The following is a 16,517-nucleotide window of genomic DNA, read 5'->3' as shown; positions in this document are numbered from 1 at the left end:
TCCGATATCCTAGCGGTTGCGCACCCGCGTCACCGTCACCGACGAGCATTGGATTCTGGATAAATGTCTGATTCGGACAAGGACACTTCGGCTGCCATCGACAAGGTCGTCGGTGCCTTCCGCGCGCAGCGCGAGCAGGGCAGAAGCGATTCCTCCGAGTCGGCCGCAGCAGAATCGGCCGCAGAAGAAGTAGGCGCAGCAGAATCGGGCGCAGAAGCGTCCGCGACCGAGCCCACGCAAGAGCCGACGCCGGTGAAGAAGCTCGACGACGCCCCCGCCCCGCAGGGCGGCGGTGGTTCCGAAGCCCCGACCAAGGCCTTCAAGATCCCCGCCGAAGTCGCCGCAGCGGCAGCAGCCGCGCAGACGGGCCCCGATAGCGCCGCGGGCGACCTTCGCGAGGAGAACGTGGTCGGCGACCCGATTTCCGCGGAGCCCGTCGACGCCACAGCTGCCGCCGCAACCACTGACGACGCCAAGACCGCGATCATCGAGCAGTCGATCGACCTGCCGGCCGGCCAATCCGCCGAGGCAGACGACGCCGCTGCCACCCGGCAGATCTCGGCCGACGAGGTGGCCGCAGCCGCCGCGGCAGCCAAGACCGAGTCGGTGAAGTTCGAGAAGTCCGAGGAGCCCGCCTCCGACGCACCGACCACTCAGATGAAAGTGCCCGCCGCCCCAGCAGCGGGTGCCGCCGCCGCAACGGCAGCAGCCGCAGCTCCCGTCGCTCCGAAGCCCGAGCCGCAGGTGGTCGCTCCGACACAGGGCACCGAGGAGAAGCGCAAGAGCGGCAAGCTCGTCGCGATCGTGCTGGCCGCCATCGTGGTGATCGCAGTGATCGCCATCGGCGCCTGGTACCTGTTGGTCGGCAGCTCCGACCAGAACAAGGTCGCCGACGCCGCCAAGGACTACCAGAGCGCGATGGCGTCCGGCGATCTCGACTCGCTCAAGAACATCACGTGCGGCGAGAAGCTCGAGTACTACTCGTCCGTGAAGCCCGAAGAGTTCGCCAAGGCCTACCAGGCTCAGCAGTCGCGCAACGAGATGCTGACCTTCGACGACGTCAAGGCTGTCGAGATCGACGGTGACGTCGCGCGCGTGGAGGTCGACATGTACTCCAGCAATGATCCCGCCAAGACCACCGCCGCCCAGATCACACTGCAGAACATCGACGGCACCTGGAAGGTCTGCACCCGCCCCTAGTAGCGGCGCACCAGCATCGCTATCGGCCGCGGAGTCTGCCGAGGACCACGACGTCCAGATCGCTTCCGGCCGGGCCGGAATGCTCGCCCAGTGCGACGAGCGCCATGCGCTGGGTGGTCGGCAGCTTGCCGAGCGCCTGGGACAAGGACACCGGGTCGGCTGCACGAACGCCCGAGATCACCGTGCTCACCACGTAGGTGACGGTTTCCTGCTTCGCCGAACGCACGATGATCTTGTCGCCGTTGTCGATTCGTGAGACGCCGCCGAAGGAGCTGCTCCCCGGTCCGTTCTCGGCGCGGTCGACGATCACCGCCAGGCCGTCTGAGCCGGGCTTCGGTCCGGCGGACCACCAGGCGGTCGCCGCTTCTGCACTCGGCAATCCGAACGACGCGACCGGGTATCCGAGCGTCGGCGAGAACGCCGACTGCGCGGGCGTGGCCTCCACCGGGGCGGTGACCCCGACGGTCGGCAGCGACACGCTGTTCGGGATCAACCCCTCGGTGCCGACGGCCAGAGCCTGACTGGGCGCGGTCGACAAGTCCAACGAGCCTACCTCGGTATGCCCCGGCCCACGCGGTCCGATCACCCACAGGGTGGCGGTCACCAATCCCGTCACCACGACCACCCCGCCGATCAACAACGCAGCGCGCCGTCTACCCACGATTCCGCCGCTCACGATCTCATCCGCCCCCACTGGTCTCTCCCCCATTGCGCCCGCCGGGATTCCCCCGTTCGGGTCAGTGAGGACCGTAACACCCACGACAACAGTCGCTTGCCTGCGACGGTCGGGCGACACAACGCAAGAGGCGCCCGGATCACTCCGGGCGCCTCTCGCGGTTCTGGTGGCGAACCGCTCGAATCAGTAGCGGGTCAGCGGCCGATCGACTTGCCCGACGACCCGAGGTCGTTGCAGGCCTCGACGACGCGCTCAGCCATCGAGGTCTCCGCCTTCTTCAGGTAGCTGCGGGGGTCGTAGACCTTCTTGTTGCCGACCTCGCCGTCGACCTTCAGGACACCGTCGTAGTTGCCGAACATGTGGCCGGCCACCGGGCGGGTGAAGGCGTACTGGGTGTCGGTGTCGACGTTCATCTTGATGACGCCGTAGCTGACAGCCTCTTCGATCTCGCTCTTGGCCGAGCCCGAGCCGCCGTGGAAGACGAAGTCGAAGGGCTGCGCGTCGGCGCCGAGGCCGAGCTTGGCGATCGCGGCGTCCTGGCCCTCCTTGAGGACCGACGGACGCAGCTTGACGCCGCCCGGCTTGTAGACGCCGTGCACGTTTCCGAAGGTCGCGGCCAGCAGGTAGCGGCCGTTCTCGCCGGTGCCCAGGGCGTCGATGGTCTTCTCGAAGTCCTCGACGGTGGTGTACAGCTTGTCGTTGATCTCGTTCTCGACGCCGTCCTCTTCGCCGCCGACGACGCCGATCTCCACCTCGAGGATGATGTTGGCCTCGACCGACTTGGCCAGCAACTCCTTGGCGATCTCCAGGTTCTCGTCGATCGGGACAGCGGAGCCGTCCCACATGTGCGACTGGAACAGCGGGTTCTGGCCCGCGGCGACGCGCTCGCGCGAGATCTCGAGGAGCGGGCGGACGAAGGTGTCGAGCTTGTCCTTCGGGCAGTGGTCGGTGTGCAGCGCGATGGTGACGTCGTACTTGTCAGCGATGACGTGTGCGAACTCGGCCAGCGCGACGGCGCCGGTCACCATGTCCTTGACGCCGAGTCCGGAACCGAACTCCGCGCCGCCGGTCGAGAACTGGATGATGCCGTCGCTGCCTGCGTCGGCGAAGCCCTTGATCGCGGCGTTGATGGTCTCCGACGAGGTGCAGTTGATCGCCGGGAAGGCGTAGCCCTCGTTCTTGGCCTTCGTCAGCATCTCGGCGTACTTCTCGGGGGTTGCGATCGGCATACTCACGTCCTAGAACCGGTGGATGTTTTCCACATCTTGTAACTTGTCCATCCCAGTATGACGGTTCCCCTCCGATGTCGGGCCAGTCCCCTCCGAACAGGCACGTTAAGGGTTCTCGAAGGTTCTCGCGGTATTGTCATGGTCTGTGATGGACACTCTGCTTGCCCAGGCCACGACGAATGTGGCACTCATGCCCGGCTTCATGGACCCCTTCAACTTGATCGGGTACTTCGGTGCCGCGGCCTTCTGGGGCCTGCTGCTGGTCGTTCTCATCGAGTCGGGCGTGCTGTTCCCGGTCCTGCCCGGCGACTCGCTGCTCTTCGTCGCGGGACTGATCGCCGCGGGATCAGCGGCCGGCAGTGAGAACGCCGACAAGGTGGCCGATTCTGGCCTCACCCTGATTCCGCTGCTGATCGGCGTTCCGATCGCCGCGATCATCGGCGGTCAGATCGGCTACTGGATCGGCCGCTACGCGGGCACGTCGATGTTCAAGCCCGACGCCCGCTTCCTGAAGCAGAAGTACCTCGACGAAGCCCACACGTTCTTCGAGAAGCACGGCCCCATCACCATCCTGTTGGCGCGCTTCGTGCCGATCGTCCGCACCCTGGCGCCGATCGTCGCGGGCGCCGCCAAGATGAAGTTCACCGTCTTCACCATCTACAACGTGGTCGGCGCCATCGTCTGGGGCGCGGGCATCACCCTCCTCGGTTACTGGCTGGGCCAGTTCGAGATCGTGCAGAAGTTGATCGAGCCGATCTTCATCCTCATCGTGCTGATCTCAGTGCTGCCGATGGTGATCGAGTGGTTGCGTCGTCGCAAGAGCAAGGACTCCGAGACCGCCGTCGAGCTCGACTGATCGACACGGAGGAATTACGGAGGCCTCGGACCGAGATCGGTCCGAGGCCTCCGTTCTCTTGACGGGGTCAGATGATCGACCCGACGTCGTTCGCCACGATGTCGTCCAGCGCTCGCTCGGCGACCGCCGCGATCGTCATCGACGGATTGCAGGCCGCCGACGTCCCCGGAATCAGCGCGCCGTCGATCACGTAGAGCCCGCGCTGCCCGCGGACCCGCCCGGACAGGTCGCAGACGCTGCCCATGGCCGCCCCGCCGAGCGGATGCCAGGTGGTGTTGAGGAAGCGGTTGGAGTCGGTTAGGACCGACCCCGGCCCGGCGATCTTGAGCGCGGTCGGGTGGATGTGACCCCACTGGATGCGGCGGTCACCGTCGGCCGGCCAGTGCAGGCGCGCGTCGCCCGACGCGGAGTCGTAGCGGAACTCGCCGCGCCCGCGACTCACCCCGTAACCGACCATCATCGTGCTGTGCGCCTCGGCCCCGAACGACGGGATCGACGCCTGAATCAGCGTGTGGGCGTTGTCCGGGGAGTCCCAGTTCAGACTCCCGAACACCACCGGTCCGCCCTGCTTGATGCCGAAGTCCAGCCCCGGATTCGACCACACGTAGATCCGGTCGGCGTTGGTTCCCCATCCGGCGCCGAGCCCGTCGGGAAGATCGGCGATCGCGCCCGACTCGCGCGCACGCAGCAGCAGCCGCGTGGTGTGGACGCTGCCGGCCGCCATCACCAGCGTCGGCGTGGTGAGCTTCTTTCGCGCGACGGGCGTGCCGTTGACGTCCGTCGCGGTGACATTCACGGTCCACTTGCCCGCGCGGTCGCGAGCGACGTCGTTCACCTCGTGGAGGGTGGCGACGGTCAGCAGCCCGGTGGCTCGCGCCTGCTTCAGGTAGGTGACGTCGACGCTGTGCTTACCGCCGTTGTTGACGCCGAGCGCACCCGAGCCGTCGGTGTACGACGGCCGCATCCGTCCCGCCAACTCGTCGAGCGCGTACTGCCAGTCGATCGGCATCGGGATCTTAGAGACCGGCAGGCCCGCGCGGCGCGCGTGCGCCGCGATGATTCGTGCGGCCCGGTACTGCGGGGTCCGAACCAGCGCGTCGGGCGCCGTCGCCAGACCCAACATCTGCGCGACCCGCGGGTAGTGGACACGGTGCATCCGTGCCCAATCGAGTTGCTCGGGCAGGTGCTCGTTGAACACGGCTTCGGCCGGTTCCAGACTCATCCCCTGGTACAGCAGGCTGCCACCGCCGAGGCAGGCGGCCGTCACCGCCGTCATGTTCTCGCCGGCCACCGCGTCCACCAGCCCCGCATAGGGCTCGGGTGAGAACGGCCGCCCGAACAGCTGCGGCGCACTCCGGTGCCACAGGGCTCGCTTGTCCGGTGCCGTGGGGTTCGGGAAGGTCTGCGCATTCGGCCCGGTCTTCCACTCCTTTCCGCGCTCGAGCAGCAGCACCGGAACGCCGGCCTGCGTAAGACGCAGCGCGGTGACACCACCGCCGAACCCGGACCCCACGACGATCACCCGGTGCTCGGACGCCTCCGAACGGACTCGCCCGGGCTTGGCGCCCGCTGAGCCCGCCACCGAAGCCCCGGCAACCGCACCGGCGGTGACCGCCGCGGCACCGGCCAGGAATCGGCGTCGATTGATGGCTGCCGACGGTGCGCGCATCCCAGACTCGGGACGCGACGGAACACTCTGCATGACTGACCTTTCACTGGCGCCCCCTCAAGGGAGCTAAGTATTACGACTTAAAATTTCGTGGCTAACCGGGACTTCGACACCCAGGCCGTTGGCCGTAGGGGACTATGGAACGGTGAGTTCCGACCGCAGCAGCAGAGCCGACGAGACCCGCGCGAACCTCCTCGCGGCGGCCGAGCGCCTCTTCGCCGAACGCGGCCTCGCCGCCGTCTCGAACAGGCAGATCAGCGAAGCGGCGGGCCAAGCCAACAACTATGCCGTCGGTTACCACTTCGGATCGCGCGCCGAACTGATCGGAGAACTACTTCGGCGGCACCAGGAGCCCATCGACGCGATCCGCGCGCGCATGGTCGCCGACATCGGCTATGTCTCACAGATCCGGGACTGGCTCCGCTGCCTGGTGCAACCCCAGCTCGAACACATCGGAACCAGCCCTGGTCCAACGCATTACGGCCGATTCTGGCAACAATTGGCGAACGATCCGACCACCGCGGAACTGGTGTACCGCGAAGCGGCCGAGTCGGCGCCACTCGCCGAGATCCTCGGCGGCCTCTATCGCTCGCTGCCCGCGCTGCCGGACGACGCGATTCGCGTGCGCAATCTGATGTCGAAGAACATCCTGATCTCGACCTTCGCCGACTTCGAACTCAACAGGAACGAACTCGGCGCCCTCGACAAGCGGTCGTGGTCGGACTTCTCCGAAGCGATGGTCGACGGACTCGTCGGCCTGTGGCTTGCACCCGTCACCACCGCGTGAGGTAGAGACTCACACCGCCACCACCCCCTTTCCTCGTCGAATGTCAGCGGCATCACGCTCGTCAATAATCAGTCAGCCGACTTAGTAATGGAAGCCTCAAACCGAGATGTGATGTATCGCACTTCCATGCGTGCACTTGATTCAGGCCATCACGCTCTGCCACTCTGATCCGTACGCCGAAGACCTTTGGTGGCGACGATGCGGTGTCACGCTCCCATCCGACTCACTTCTCAGGACGGTCTGCGTGTCCCACTCCGACTTGTTTCCACCCGCTTCGACGGCCGCTGCACAGCGTCCGACACGACGTCGCCTGCTCATCGCGGTCGTCTCGCTGTTGCCGTGCGCCTTGACGGCGTCGACGCTTCTGCCTGCACCGGCCTCGGCCGCACCCCGACACAGCACGCCACCGGCGGCCGTCATTCCCGCAGACTGCGGACCGGGATCGACGCCCGTCGTCGGACTGCAGGGTGATGTCCCGGCCGCCGACCGCGCCTCCGGGCGCAGCCGCCGCGGATACGCCTGCAACGTGTCGCTGGTGTCGTCGTACGCCGGGCACGGCGGCGGCATCGTCTCGACGTCGTTCGACGACTGCGGGTACATGGGCTCGGTGTTCCCCGGCTCGGCGGTGGCGCGCGACCCGGGCGTCGAGGTGATCGACGCCGCGAACCCGTCACGCCTGCGCAAGTCGGCGACTTTGTCCGCACCGGCGATGGCGGCGGGGACCTGGGAGACGCTCAAGGTCAACTCCGCACGAAAGCTCCTGGTGGCGGCCGGCGTGCCCTTCCTCTTCGGCGCCGGGCTGTTGTCGGTGTACGACGTGTCGGACTGCGCGCGCCCGCGATTGCTGAACAAGACGATCGGCACCGCCGAGGCCCCGCTGCCGATCACCGCACACGAGGGCGGTTTCTCCCCCGACGGCAAGACCTACTGGACCTCGGGAATGGGGCCCGGCCTGCTGAGCGCCGTCGACCTGACCGACCCGACGCGACCGCGGGTGGTCTGGCAGGGCCTCACCGGGCTCGAGGCGCACGGTTTCGGCATCGACCGCACCGGATCGACGCTCTACCTCTCGCACAACTTCGGCGGGATCAGCGTCTACGACATTCGGCAGGTGACCCAGCGCAAACCGAACCCGCGAGTTCCCCTTCTCAGCAAGCTGACCTGGGATGACGCCGGTTGGGCCACCCAGCACTCGGTACCGGTTCAGTACGGCGATCGCACCGTGCTCTTCACCCCGACCGAGGGCGGCAGCGGCGGGGTCAAGGTGATCGACGCGACCGACCCGCGAAAGCCGCGGCTGGTGAACACGCTCAAGCTCGCGATCAACCTCCCCGAGAATCAGGACCGACTCGTCGCCTCCGGCTCGGGTGGAGGCATCTTCGCCTACGAGTCCCACTACTGCGCGGCCGACCGTCCGGTGAACCCGACGGCCCTGGCATGCGGGTGGACCACGTCCGGCGTGCGGGTCTTCGACATCCGTGATCCGTTGCAGGTCAAGGAGATCGCGTACTACCTGCCGCCGGTTCGGCCCACCGACCCGCTCACCTCGTGGAACTCGCCGCTCGTGATGAGCGCCGTCATCGGCGTGCCGATCCTCAGCGCGCCGTCGATCCTCGACGGCCTCCGCCGCGGCCAGTTCGATCCCGTGCAGGCGCAGAGCCGCCGCAACGGGATCGTCCTCGCCGACCAGACCACCGACGCGTGCTTCTCGCCGCCCGAGTGGCGCGGAAATCGGCTCTACGTGAGCTGCTCCAACAGCGGATTCCAGGTGATCGAACTGAGCAACCGCGTGTATCGCGCCCCTGCCGACCAGCAGTCGACGGTGGGGTCGTGACCACTCGGAAAGCCGTTTCCGCCGCCCTCGCGGCGACGTTGGTCGGCGTGGTATTCGTGCTCGGCGTCGCCCTGCGCCCCGCGCTGGTCGACGACCCGCGGCCCGTCGCACCGTTGTCGTCGGTGGAGGTCGGGTATCTGCAGGACATGATCGCGCACCACCAGCAGGCGGTCAGCATGGCCCGGTTGATCGACCGAGCGCCGCTGGCGACCCCGGTCCGCGGCCTGGCCCGGCAGATCGTGCAGGCGCAGTCCGGCGAGATCGGCACCATGGTCGGCATCCTGCAGATGGCCGATCAGCCGATCACGTCCGACTCACCCATGTCGTGGATGCACCGCTACGGCGAAGCGGGCGACTCGATGCACGGCCACGGAGCCGACGCACCGATGCCCGGCATGGCGACAACCGACGAGGTCGCGTCGCTGGGTCTGCTGACCGGGGTCGCCGCGGAGAACGAGTTCCTCCGACTGATGCAGCGGCATCACTACGGCGGGATCGCGATGAGTCAGGATCTGTTGAGCTATCGGACGTCGTCGCAGCCGGTGGTCCGACTGGCGCGGTCGTCGCTGACGACACAGACGTCGGAGACGGGAGTGATCGGGGCGATGCTGCACTCGCGTGGCGTGCCGCAGAAGTGAACCCGTTCGACAGCGGCGCCGGCGCGGATCTCCGGCCGGGCGCGAAGACCCAGCTGCGGAGCCCGACGTACCGCATGATGCCGACAGCACCGCTGACGCCGATCACCGCGGCCGCCTGGGCGAGGCCGTCGACCGCCGGGAGCCACAGGTCGAGCAGTGCCAGCGACACCGTGCTCACCACCAATCCGAGCACGGCCAGTCCGCCGCCCTCCCACTGCGCGGACAACCAGTGCACGCGTTCGACCGCTCGAAAGGTAAGGCGCCGGTGGAGTTCGTTGGCGAGCGCGGTGCTGAGCACGACACCGACGGCGTTGGCCGAGAACGTCCCGTAGCTGCCGAACACCAGGAAAGCGAGGAGGTACACCACGTTGCTCGCCCCGCCGACGAGGACGAAACACACAAACTGTGCGCCGATCAGAGCGTCGGAGACGGAAACGTCGCGATCGTCAACGCCTTGCCTCCGCATGGGATTCCTCGTTCTCTCTACGGGCCGCCTTACAACACGATACGGTATCGTATCGAAACATGCGGAATCGGCTCCGGCCGTGCACCAACCGAAGGGGGAAAGCGGTGGCATCGCCTCCGAAGTCCGGACGTCCTCGCGATGCCGATCGCGAACGCCAACTGCTCGTCGCGACGCTCGACCTGCTCGCCGAGGTCGGCTACGACCGCCTCACCATCGAGGCGGTCGCCTCCCATTGCGGCGCGGGTAAGACGACCCTGTATCGCCGGTGGCCGGGAAAGACCGAACTGGTGGCGGACGCGGTGGCACTGTTCCACGCCGATGCGGCCGTCCCGGACACCGGCGACCTGCGCACCGATCTGCTCATGTCGGCCTCGACCTGGCATACCGCCGACACCAGGCGCGATGCCGTCGTGGCAGGTCTGCTCACCGCCATGGCCAGGGATCCCGAGTTGCGGGAGACCGTCCGAGCGGCCGTCGCCGATCCCGGAAACGCGGTCTTCGATCAGGTCGTCGCGCAAGCCAGGGCGCGGGGCGAAGTGACCGCCGAGGTCGACACCGAGGTGCTGGCCTGCGTGCTGCCCGCGATGGTCTTCCACCAGATCACCGTCCGGTCCGGTCCGGTGGACCGCACGTTGATGGAGACGATCGTCGACCAGGTGATCCGGCCCGCCCTCACTCGACCGGCGTAGTCGCACCGGTGAGCTGCGCGTTCACCACGCCTGATCGAGGTCGGCGTGCTGCGCCACCCAGGTGTGCATGACGATGCCCGCGGCGACGCCCGCGTTGATGCTGCGGGTGGAGCCGAACTGGGCGATGGAGACGGTGAGGTCGGCGCGGTCCTGCGTCTCGTCGCTGACCCCCGGACCCTCCTGACCGAACACCAGCAGGCAGCGGCGCGGGAGCCGGGTGCGCTCCAGCGCGACGGAACCCGGGGTGTTGTCGACAGCCACCACCGTCAGTCCTTCCTCGCGCGCCCACGCCATCAGGTCGTCGACCGTCGCGTGGTGGCGGAGGTGCTGGTAGCGGTCGGTCACCATCGCGCCGCGGCGGTTCCAGCGTCGGCGGCCGACGATGTGGACCTCGGCGGCCAGGAAGGCGTTGGCGGTCCGGACCACGGTCCCGATGTTGGCGTCGTGACCCCAGTTCTCGATGGCCACGTGGAAGTCGTGCCGACGCGTGTCGAGATCGGCGATGATCGCCTCGCGCGTCCAGTATCGATAGGCGTCGACGACGTTGCGGCGGTCGCCTTCGGCGAGCAGCAGGCGGTCGTAGCGGGGGTCGCCGGGCAGCGGCCCTTCACTCTCCTCGAGCCAGGGCCCGACACCGACGGCCGGCCCGACGCCCGTGACCCATTCGGTGGGTCCGGCGGCTTCGGCGTCGTCGCGAGAGTCGGGCGCAGAAGAATCAGGCGCAGAGGGGTCGGGCGCAGCAGGATCAGGCAAGGCCGAGGTCGGCCAAGTTCAGGAGCGAGCGGTACGGCACGCCGAGCGCGGTGATGACGTCGTCGGCACCCGTCGCGCGGTCGACGACGGTCGCGACACCCACGACCTCCGCTCCGACCTCGCGGGCGGCCTCGACTGCCTGCGACGGAGAGGCTCCGGTGGTCGACGTGTCTTCGACCACCAGCACGCGACGACCGACGATGTCCGGCCCCTCGATCCGACGCTGCATCCCGTGAGCCTTGGCGGCCTTGCGGACCACGAACGCGTCGATCGGACGACCGTCGGCGTGCATGATCGACGTCGCGACCGGGTCGGCGCCGAGCGTGAGGCCGCCGACGGAGACGTAGTCCCAGTCCGCGGTCAGCTGGCGCATCAGCTTGCCGATCAGGCGACTCGCCTCGGAGTGCAGCGTGGCGCGACGCAGGTCGACGTAGTAGTCGGCGACCTTGCCCGACGAAAGGGTCACGGTCCCGTGGACCACGGCGAGCTCGGTGACGAGTTCGGCCAGACGCGCGCGGTCGGCGGCGTCGAGTGCGGGGACGGCATCGGACGACATGGGTCACCAGTTCCTAGGAGGAGAGCGAGAGGAGAAGGGGGCGAGTTCTCAGCGTTCGCGGGGATCGCGCATCGACGGCAGGTCCGGCGGCGCAAAGCGTTCGCGCCCCTGCGGCTGGCCTGCCGGGCGTGGCGCGGGACGGCGGATCGGCTCGATGCGCGGCGGTCCCGGACGCTCGCTGGGGCGCGGGGTGGCGTCGAGCGGTGATTGCTTCCGCAGCGCCGGTGCGGCGACCGTCTCGGTGCTCTCGGCACGACGGCGGCGCTCCTTGTCGCGGAGCGACTCGGTCTTCTCGTCGGCGAGCTCGTCGTTGGTCGGGCCGTGCGGATCACGCGGGTCCGGAGCGTCCTGCGGGACCACGGCCGGGGGCAGCACTCGCAGCAGGTCCGCGAACCGGCGGACGGCGTCGAGCGCGACGTCGAGATCGTCGCCGTCGGTGGTCACCGGCATCGCGCCGAGCGCCCAGTTGCCCTCGTTCCACAGGATCTCGACGAACGCCGGGGTCTCGGTGGCGAGTGCGATCATCCGGCGGTCGCAGATGCGACGCGCGGCGTCCAGGTTGCTCGCGAACATCACGCGTGACCCCATCGCCCCGAGGAGATCGACGTCCTCCTCTGCGGGAGCCAGGACGTCCTCGTAGCGCAGGTCGACGGTCACGGACGACGCCGCGGGGCGGCGCACCGCGACGATCGTCGCCGTCTCCTCGAGGTCGAAGACGACTGCTTCCGCGCCCTCGTACAGGCCGTAGGCGACGTCGCGCACCTCGACGTGGTCCGGTGCATCCATCGCCGCACGACGGAAGACGGTGCGGAGCTTGCTGTCGGTCTCACGGAACTTGAAGGAATGCGTCTCGCCCCACACAGCGCGCTGGTGGTGCACCTGTTGCGACCGGTTCCGGTCCAGCCACAACAGAGCGCCCGCGCCTACCAGCGCGAGCACCGCAATCACGAAATACACAATGGCCATCACACATAGCCTACTATCGAGGCCTCTCTGTGCGCCCGACGACTCGAAGCTTTAGAAGGAGACCTGGCGATGAACACCCGCCCGCGCAAGCACATCGACGCGGTCGTCGCCTCCGTCGACGCAGCCCGAATCGAGGCGCTCACCTGTTCGCTGGTCGCCGCTCCGAGCGTGAATCCCGGTGGCACAGAAGAGGAAGCAGTCGCGGTGCTGGCGCAGGCCTGTCGCGATGCGGGCTTCGAGGTGGAGATCTCCGAAGCCGCCCCCGGACGACCGAACCTGATCGCGACCGTCAACGGCGATGCCACCGGGCCCGGTCTGATGTTCCTGGGTCACTCCGATGTGGTCCCGCCCGGCCCCGGTTGGACCGGCGACCCCTTCATTCCGCGACGCGACGGTGACCTGGTCATCGGCCGCGGCACCAGCGACATGAAGGGCGGCATCGCCGCCGCGGTCGAGGCGATGGTCGCGGTGGGTCGTGCCGTCGACCAGGGCGTCGCCGTCTCCGGCCCGATCCGGCTGGTCGTGACGGTCGACGAAGAAGAGCACGGCGTCGGCGTCCGCCACCTGATCAACAATCCCCCGCCCGGCGAGTACCTGGGCTGCATCGTCGCCGAGCCGACCCGCCTCGAGGTGGTGCGCGGGTGTCGCGGGGCGTCGTACTTCGACATCGACGTGGCCGGGCGCGCCGCCCATTCCGGCCGACCGAGCGACGGCGCGAGCGCCATCGAGGCCGCGGCCAAGGTGATCGCGCTGATCGACGACGACCAACGACGCATGGCCGCCGATCCCGATCCACTGCTCGGCTACGGGACGTGGAATGTCGGGACCATCGAAGGCGGCCAGGGCATCTCGGTGGTCGCACCGAACTGCCACATGGGCGTCGACCGCCGGCTGATGCCGGGTGAGGACGTCAACGAGATCGGTCTGCGCCTGGCGGGGCAGATCCGCGCCGCCGGCATCGACGGTGACGGCATCGAGGTAGTCGTGACCCCCACCATGTACCTGCCGGGGTTCGCGACCGCCGAGGGCCACCCGCTGGTGACCGAGACCGCTCAGGCGGTCCGCGATTCAGGCGCCGAGACCCGCGTCGGCGGCTGGTCGGCGGCCTGCGACGGCGGCTGGACCAGCAACGCCCTCGGCATCCCGACCATCGTGATGGGCCCCGGCGACATCAACGGCCAGGCCCACCAGCCCGACGAGTCCGTCGAACTGTCCGAACTGGTGACCGCCGCCCAGGCATATGTCCGAACGGCATTGGCTCTGCTGTCGTAGGCGGGAACGCCGCCGGACTCGCTCTCACGCCGATCTCGATACACGACACGCTCGCTCCGCTCCCGGGTCGCACTCGATCACCGTGGGAGAGTCCCGCTTCCAGCCACCCACCCCAGGCTGATCGAGTTCGCCGGTCCCGAGCGCAGCGAGGCACCAGCGAGTATCGAGATCACCGGGCCGCACGCGATCACCCTGGGAGAGTCCTGTTCCCAGCCGCACCCACCTCAAGCTGATCGAGTTCGCCGGTCCCGAGCGCAGCGAGGCACCAGCGAGTATCGAGATCACCAGCCGCCCTCACACCGATCTCGATACACGACACGCTCGCTCCGCTCCCGGGCCGCACTCGATCACCGTGGGAAACTCGCACCCCTACACGACGTCGCGGACGCGGATTCCGATCGTGCCGTCGGTGCCGCGGCGGAGGCGGGAGCCGAAGGTCGTGAAGCGGCCCACCAGGCCGTACTTGCGGTTGATCGCGTCAACCGCGACCGTCCGGTCGACCACCTCGCCCAGGCCCGCGACCTGCGGTCCGGTGGTCTTGGAACCGCTCGTGTTGCACGCTTGGACCAGCACCTGGTTGTTGCGGCGGAGCCGCTTGACCTTCCAGGAGTCGGTGACCGTCCACAGGAGCATGGTGTCGCCGTCGCGGGCGGCCCACAGGGGCGACGACACCGGGGTGCCGTCGCGCTTGTAGGTGGTCAGCATGACGTACTGGGCGTCGGCGATGTCAGCGACAGTTGCGGTCATGGGGCCGAGCGTACTGCAGCCGGGCATCCCGCTCACCGGACGAATCGATACCCCATGCCCGCCTCGGTCATCAGGTGTCGCGGGTGCGCCGGGTCGTCCTCGAGCTTGCGGCGCAGCGCGGCCAGGTAGACGCGCAGATAGTTGGTCTGAGTCACGTACGTCGGACCCCACACGGCCGTCAGGATCTCGCGCTGCCCCACCAGATTCGGCTCGGCGCGCACCAGCAGTTCCAGCACCGCCCACTCGGTCGGGGTCAGCCGCACCGGCCGACCGTCCCGCAGCACTCGTTTGCCGACGAGATCCACTTCGAGCGATCCCGCCGTGACGACCGGATTCTCCGGTGGCCCGGCGGACGCGCTGCCTCGACGAATCGCGGCTCGGAGCCGGGCCAGGAACTCCTCCATCCCGAAGGGCTTCGTGACGTAGTCGTCGGCGCCGGCGTCGAGCGCCTGCACCTTGTCGGCAGCGTCGGTGCGCGCCGACAACACGATCACCGGGACCGCCGTCCACCCCCGGAGACCGTCGAGCACGGTGAAGCCGTCCATGTCGGGGAGACCGAGGTCCAGGACGACGACGTCGGGCAGCCGGCGGCTCGCGGCTTCCAGCGCGGCGGCCCCGGTGGCCGCGGTGGTGACTTCGAATCCTCTGGCGCGCAGATTGATTCGCAGGGCGCGCAGCAGCTGCGGTTCGTCGTCGACCACCAGGACATGTCCGTGCTCGGACATCACTGCCTCCCCTCCGACTCCACCGCGGGCAACCGGATCGTCATCGTGGTCCCGCCGCCCGGCGTCTGTTCGGCCGCCAGCGTGCCACCGATCGCCGAGACGAACCCGCTCGCCACCGACAAGCCCAGGCCGACGCCCGACGCCTGCCGATGCTGATCACCGTACTGGTGGAACGGGACGAACACCCGCGACCGTTCGGCGGCCGGAATCCCCGGCCCGCGGTCGATCACCCGGATCCGGCATTGCGCGACGCCGGTCTCGTCGGCCGGGATCAGATCGGTCCGCACTTCGACCGGTCCGCCGCCGTGGCGCACGGCGTTGTCGATCAGATTGGCCAGCGCACGCTCCAGCAGGCCTGCGTCGGTGAGAGCCCAGTCGCACGCCAGGTGGACCTCGATCTCCGGCCGACCGTCCGGGCGCGGCCCTGCGGCGGCGCCGGCCCGATGGAGCACCTCGGCCAGGTAGGTGCGCGTGAGGTTCGGCCGTACCACCCCGGCGGCGAGGCGCGACGAATCCAGCAGGTTCCCCACCAGCGACGACAGCTGGTCCACCGACTCCTCGATGGTGGCGAGCAGTTCGGCGGTGTCTTCGGCGTTGAAGGTCACCTCGGGACTGCGCAGGCTCGAGGCCGCGGCCTTGGCGGCGGCGAGCGGCGTGCGGAGGTCGTGGCTGACCGCAGCCAGCAGCGCCCGGCGCAACTCGTCGGTGCGGGCGAGTTCATCGGCTTCGGCGGCCTCGGCTTCGAGCCGGTCGCGCTCGACGGCGGCCGCCACCTGGCTCGCGACGGCGGCAAGCACGCGCTGATCGGCGGCCCCGACCTCGGGGCCGCGCAGCAGCAGTTCGTACTCGCCGCCCGCCGCCGGGCAGACCGTGTCCGCGGCCGCCGCCGACGCCGGCGGGTGGTCGCCCACCGACTGCACAACGGTCTCGAGCCGATCGTCGTGCCGGACCACCGCCACCGCACCCTGCTGGTAGGTCTCGCGGACCCGTTCCAGCAGGCCTCCCACACCTGCGCCGTCGAGGACCGCGCTGGAGAACAGCGCCAGGAGCTCCGCGTCGCGGCCGGCCCGCTGCGCTTCCCGGCGCCGAACAGTCGCCGAATCGACCAGCGCCGCAACGGCTACCGCGATGATCAGCATGACGACGATGGTGATCATGTTGTCGACTTCGGCGATCGTGAAGGTGAACCGCGGCGATGCGAAGAAGAAGTTCAGCAGCAGCCCCGCCATCACCGCGGACAGCGCGGCGGGCACCACGCCGCCGAGCATCGCGACCGCCAGCACCACCACGAAGAAGAGCGCGGTCTGACTGCCGAACCCGATCAGCGGACCGATCAGACTCAGCACCCCGGTCAACGCCAACGGTGCCAGCACCGCGATGATCCAGCTGCCCGGCCGGTGGAACCGCGTCTGTCGAATGTCGAGCTTGCGGCGGACGCCCGCACGCTCGTGGGT

General features: G+C 68.6%; 16 protein-coding genes and 1 pseudogene. 7 read left to right on the top strand and 10 right to left on the bottom strand.

The window, feature by feature from the left end; genetic code table 11:
• The first annotated feature begins 63 nt into the window (after positions 1–63).
• A complete protein-coding gene (locus tag GX543_RS04720) occupies positions 64–1,200 on the top strand; it encodes a nuclear transport factor 2 family protein (protein WP_290850158.1) in 1,137 nt (378 codons plus the stop codon).
• A gap of 19 nt (positions 1,201–1,219) precedes the next feature.
• On the opposite strand, the gene GX543_RS04715 is transcribed toward GX543_RS04720, so the two are convergent.
• Both GX543_RS04715 and fbaA read right to left on the bottom strand, forming a co-directional pair.
• Positions 1,220–1,876 carry a hypothetical protein gene (locus GX543_RS04715; protein WP_290850156.1) on the bottom strand — a complete coding sequence of 219 codons (657 nt, stop codon included), beginning with the start codon at positions 1,874–1,876 and terminating at the stop codon, positions 1,220–1,222.
• A 194-nt stretch (positions 1,877–2,070) separates the two neighbouring features.
• On the bottom strand, positions 2,071–3,105 hold the full coding sequence (fbaA, locus tag GX543_RS04710) for a class II fructose-bisphosphate aldolase (protein WP_290850154.1): 1,035 nt from the start codon (positions 3,103–3,105) through the stop codon (positions 2,071–2,073).
• 145 nt (positions 3,106–3,250) lie between these two features.
• On the opposite strand from fbaA, the gene GX543_RS04705 reads away from it, so the two are divergent.
• Positions 3,251–3,961 (top strand): VTT domain-containing protein, encoded by a 711-nt coding sequence (locus GX543_RS04705; RefSeq protein ID WP_290850152.1) that lies wholly within the window; start codon positions 3,251–3,253, stop codon positions 3,959–3,961.
• A 67-nt stretch (positions 3,962–4,028) separates the two neighbouring features.
• Here the strand turns inward: GX543_RS04705 and GX543_RS04700 are convergent, their stop codons facing one another.
• Positions 4,029–5,663 (bottom strand): GMC oxidoreductase, encoded by a 1,635-nt coding sequence (locus tag GX543_RS04700; RefSeq protein WP_290850150.1) that lies wholly within the window; start codon positions 5,661–5,663, stop codon positions 4,029–4,031.
• A 112-nt stretch (positions 5,664–5,775) separates the two neighbouring features.
• On the opposite strand from GX543_RS04700, the gene GX543_RS04695 reads away from it, so the two are divergent.
• The 3 genes from GX543_RS04695 (at position 5,776) to GX543_RS04685 (ending at position 8,889) form a co-directional block, all read left to right on the top strand.
• On the top strand, positions 5,776–6,417 hold the full coding sequence (locus GX543_RS04695) for a helix-turn-helix domain-containing protein (protein WP_290850148.1): 642 nt from the start codon (positions 5,776–5,778) through the stop codon (positions 6,415–6,417).
• A gap of 244 nt (positions 6,418–6,661) precedes the next feature.
• Positions 6,662–8,251: a hypothetical protein gene (locus GX543_RS04690; protein WP_290850146.1), complete on the top strand. Its 1,590-nt coding sequence runs from the start codon at positions 6,662–6,664 to the stop codon at positions 8,249–8,251.
• Positions 8,248–8,889 (top strand): DUF305 domain-containing protein, encoded by a 642-nt coding sequence (locus tag GX543_RS04685; protein WP_290850144.1) that lies wholly within the window; start codon positions 8,248–8,250, stop codon positions 8,887–8,889. Before GX543_RS04690 ends, GX543_RS04685 begins: the two co-directional genes overlap by 4 nt.
• A gap of 55 nt (positions 8,890–8,944) precedes the next feature.
• Here GX543_RS04685 and GX543_RS04680 read toward each other — a convergent pair.
• Positions 8,945–9,355: pseudogene (locus tag GX543_RS04680) on the bottom strand (GtrA family protein); the annotation flags it as partial.
• Between the two features lie 104 nt (positions 9,356–9,459).
• On the opposite strand from GX543_RS04680, the gene GX543_RS04675 reads away from it, so the two are divergent.
• Entirely contained in the window at positions 9,460–10,044 is a 585-nt protein-coding gene (locus GX543_RS04675; protein WP_290850142.1) for a TetR/AcrR family transcriptional regulator, read from the top strand.
• Between the two features lie 21 nt (positions 10,045–10,065).
• Here the strand turns inward: GX543_RS04675 and GX543_RS04670 are convergent, their stop codons facing one another.
• Genes GX543_RS04670 through GX543_RS04660 form a run of 3 tightly spaced genes read right to left on the bottom strand, consistent with a single transcriptional unit; the run spans position 10,066 to position 12,319 of the window.
• Positions 10,066–10,797 (bottom strand): RNA methyltransferase, encoded by a 732-nt coding sequence (locus tag GX543_RS04670; RefSeq protein WP_290850140.1) that lies wholly within the window; start codon positions 10,795–10,797, stop codon positions 10,066–10,068.
• Positions 10,790–11,353: an orotate phosphoribosyltransferase gene (gene pyrE / locus GX543_RS04665; RefSeq protein WP_290850138.1), complete on the bottom strand. Its 564-nt coding sequence runs from the start codon at positions 11,351–11,353 to the stop codon at positions 10,790–10,792. Before pyrE ends, GX543_RS04670 begins: the two co-directional genes overlap by 8 nt.
• A 48-nt stretch (positions 11,354–11,401) precedes the next feature.
• Positions 11,402–12,319, bottom strand: a complete 918-nt coding sequence (locus GX543_RS04660) for a hypothetical protein (RefSeq protein WP_290850136.1) — start codon at positions 12,317–12,319, stop codon at positions 11,402–11,404.
• Positions 12,320–12,388: 69 nt separating this feature from the next.
• Between GX543_RS04660 and GX543_RS04655 the strand changes: the two genes are divergently transcribed.
• On the top strand, positions 12,389–13,591 hold the full coding sequence (locus GX543_RS04655; RefSeq protein ID WP_290850134.1) for a M20 family metallopeptidase: 1,203 nt from the start codon (positions 12,389–12,391) through the stop codon (positions 13,589–13,591).
• Between the two features lie 369 nt (positions 13,592–13,960).
• Here GX543_RS04655 and GX543_RS04650 read toward each other — a convergent pair whose 3' ends face one another.
• The 3 genes from GX543_RS04650 to GX543_RS04640 form a co-directional block, all read right to left on the bottom strand.
• Entirely contained in the window at positions 13,961–14,338 is a 378-nt protein-coding gene (locus GX543_RS04650) for a PPOX class F420-dependent oxidoreductase (protein WP_290850132.1), read from the bottom strand.
• Between the two features lie 32 nt (positions 14,339–14,370).
• Complete coding sequence (locus tag GX543_RS04645; RefSeq protein WP_290850130.1) at positions 14,371–15,063, bottom strand: response regulator; 693 nt, start codon at positions 15,061–15,063, stop codon at positions 14,371–14,373.
• On the bottom strand, positions 15,063–16,517 hold a 1,455-nt coding region (locus GX543_RS04640), incomplete at its 5' end, for an ATP-binding protein (RefSeq protein ID WP_290850129.1). The genes GX543_RS04645 and GX543_RS04640, both read right to left, overlap by 1 nt.

Origin of the sequence: Gordonia sp. (in: high G+C Gram-positive bacteria), from assembly GCF_012515855.1 — a bacterium.
In the GTDB taxonomy this organism is placed as follows: Bacteria; Actinomycetota; Actinomycetes; order Mycobacteriales; family Mycobacteriaceae; genus Gordonia.
This window is presented reverse-complemented; position numbering and strand designations above follow the sequence as displayed.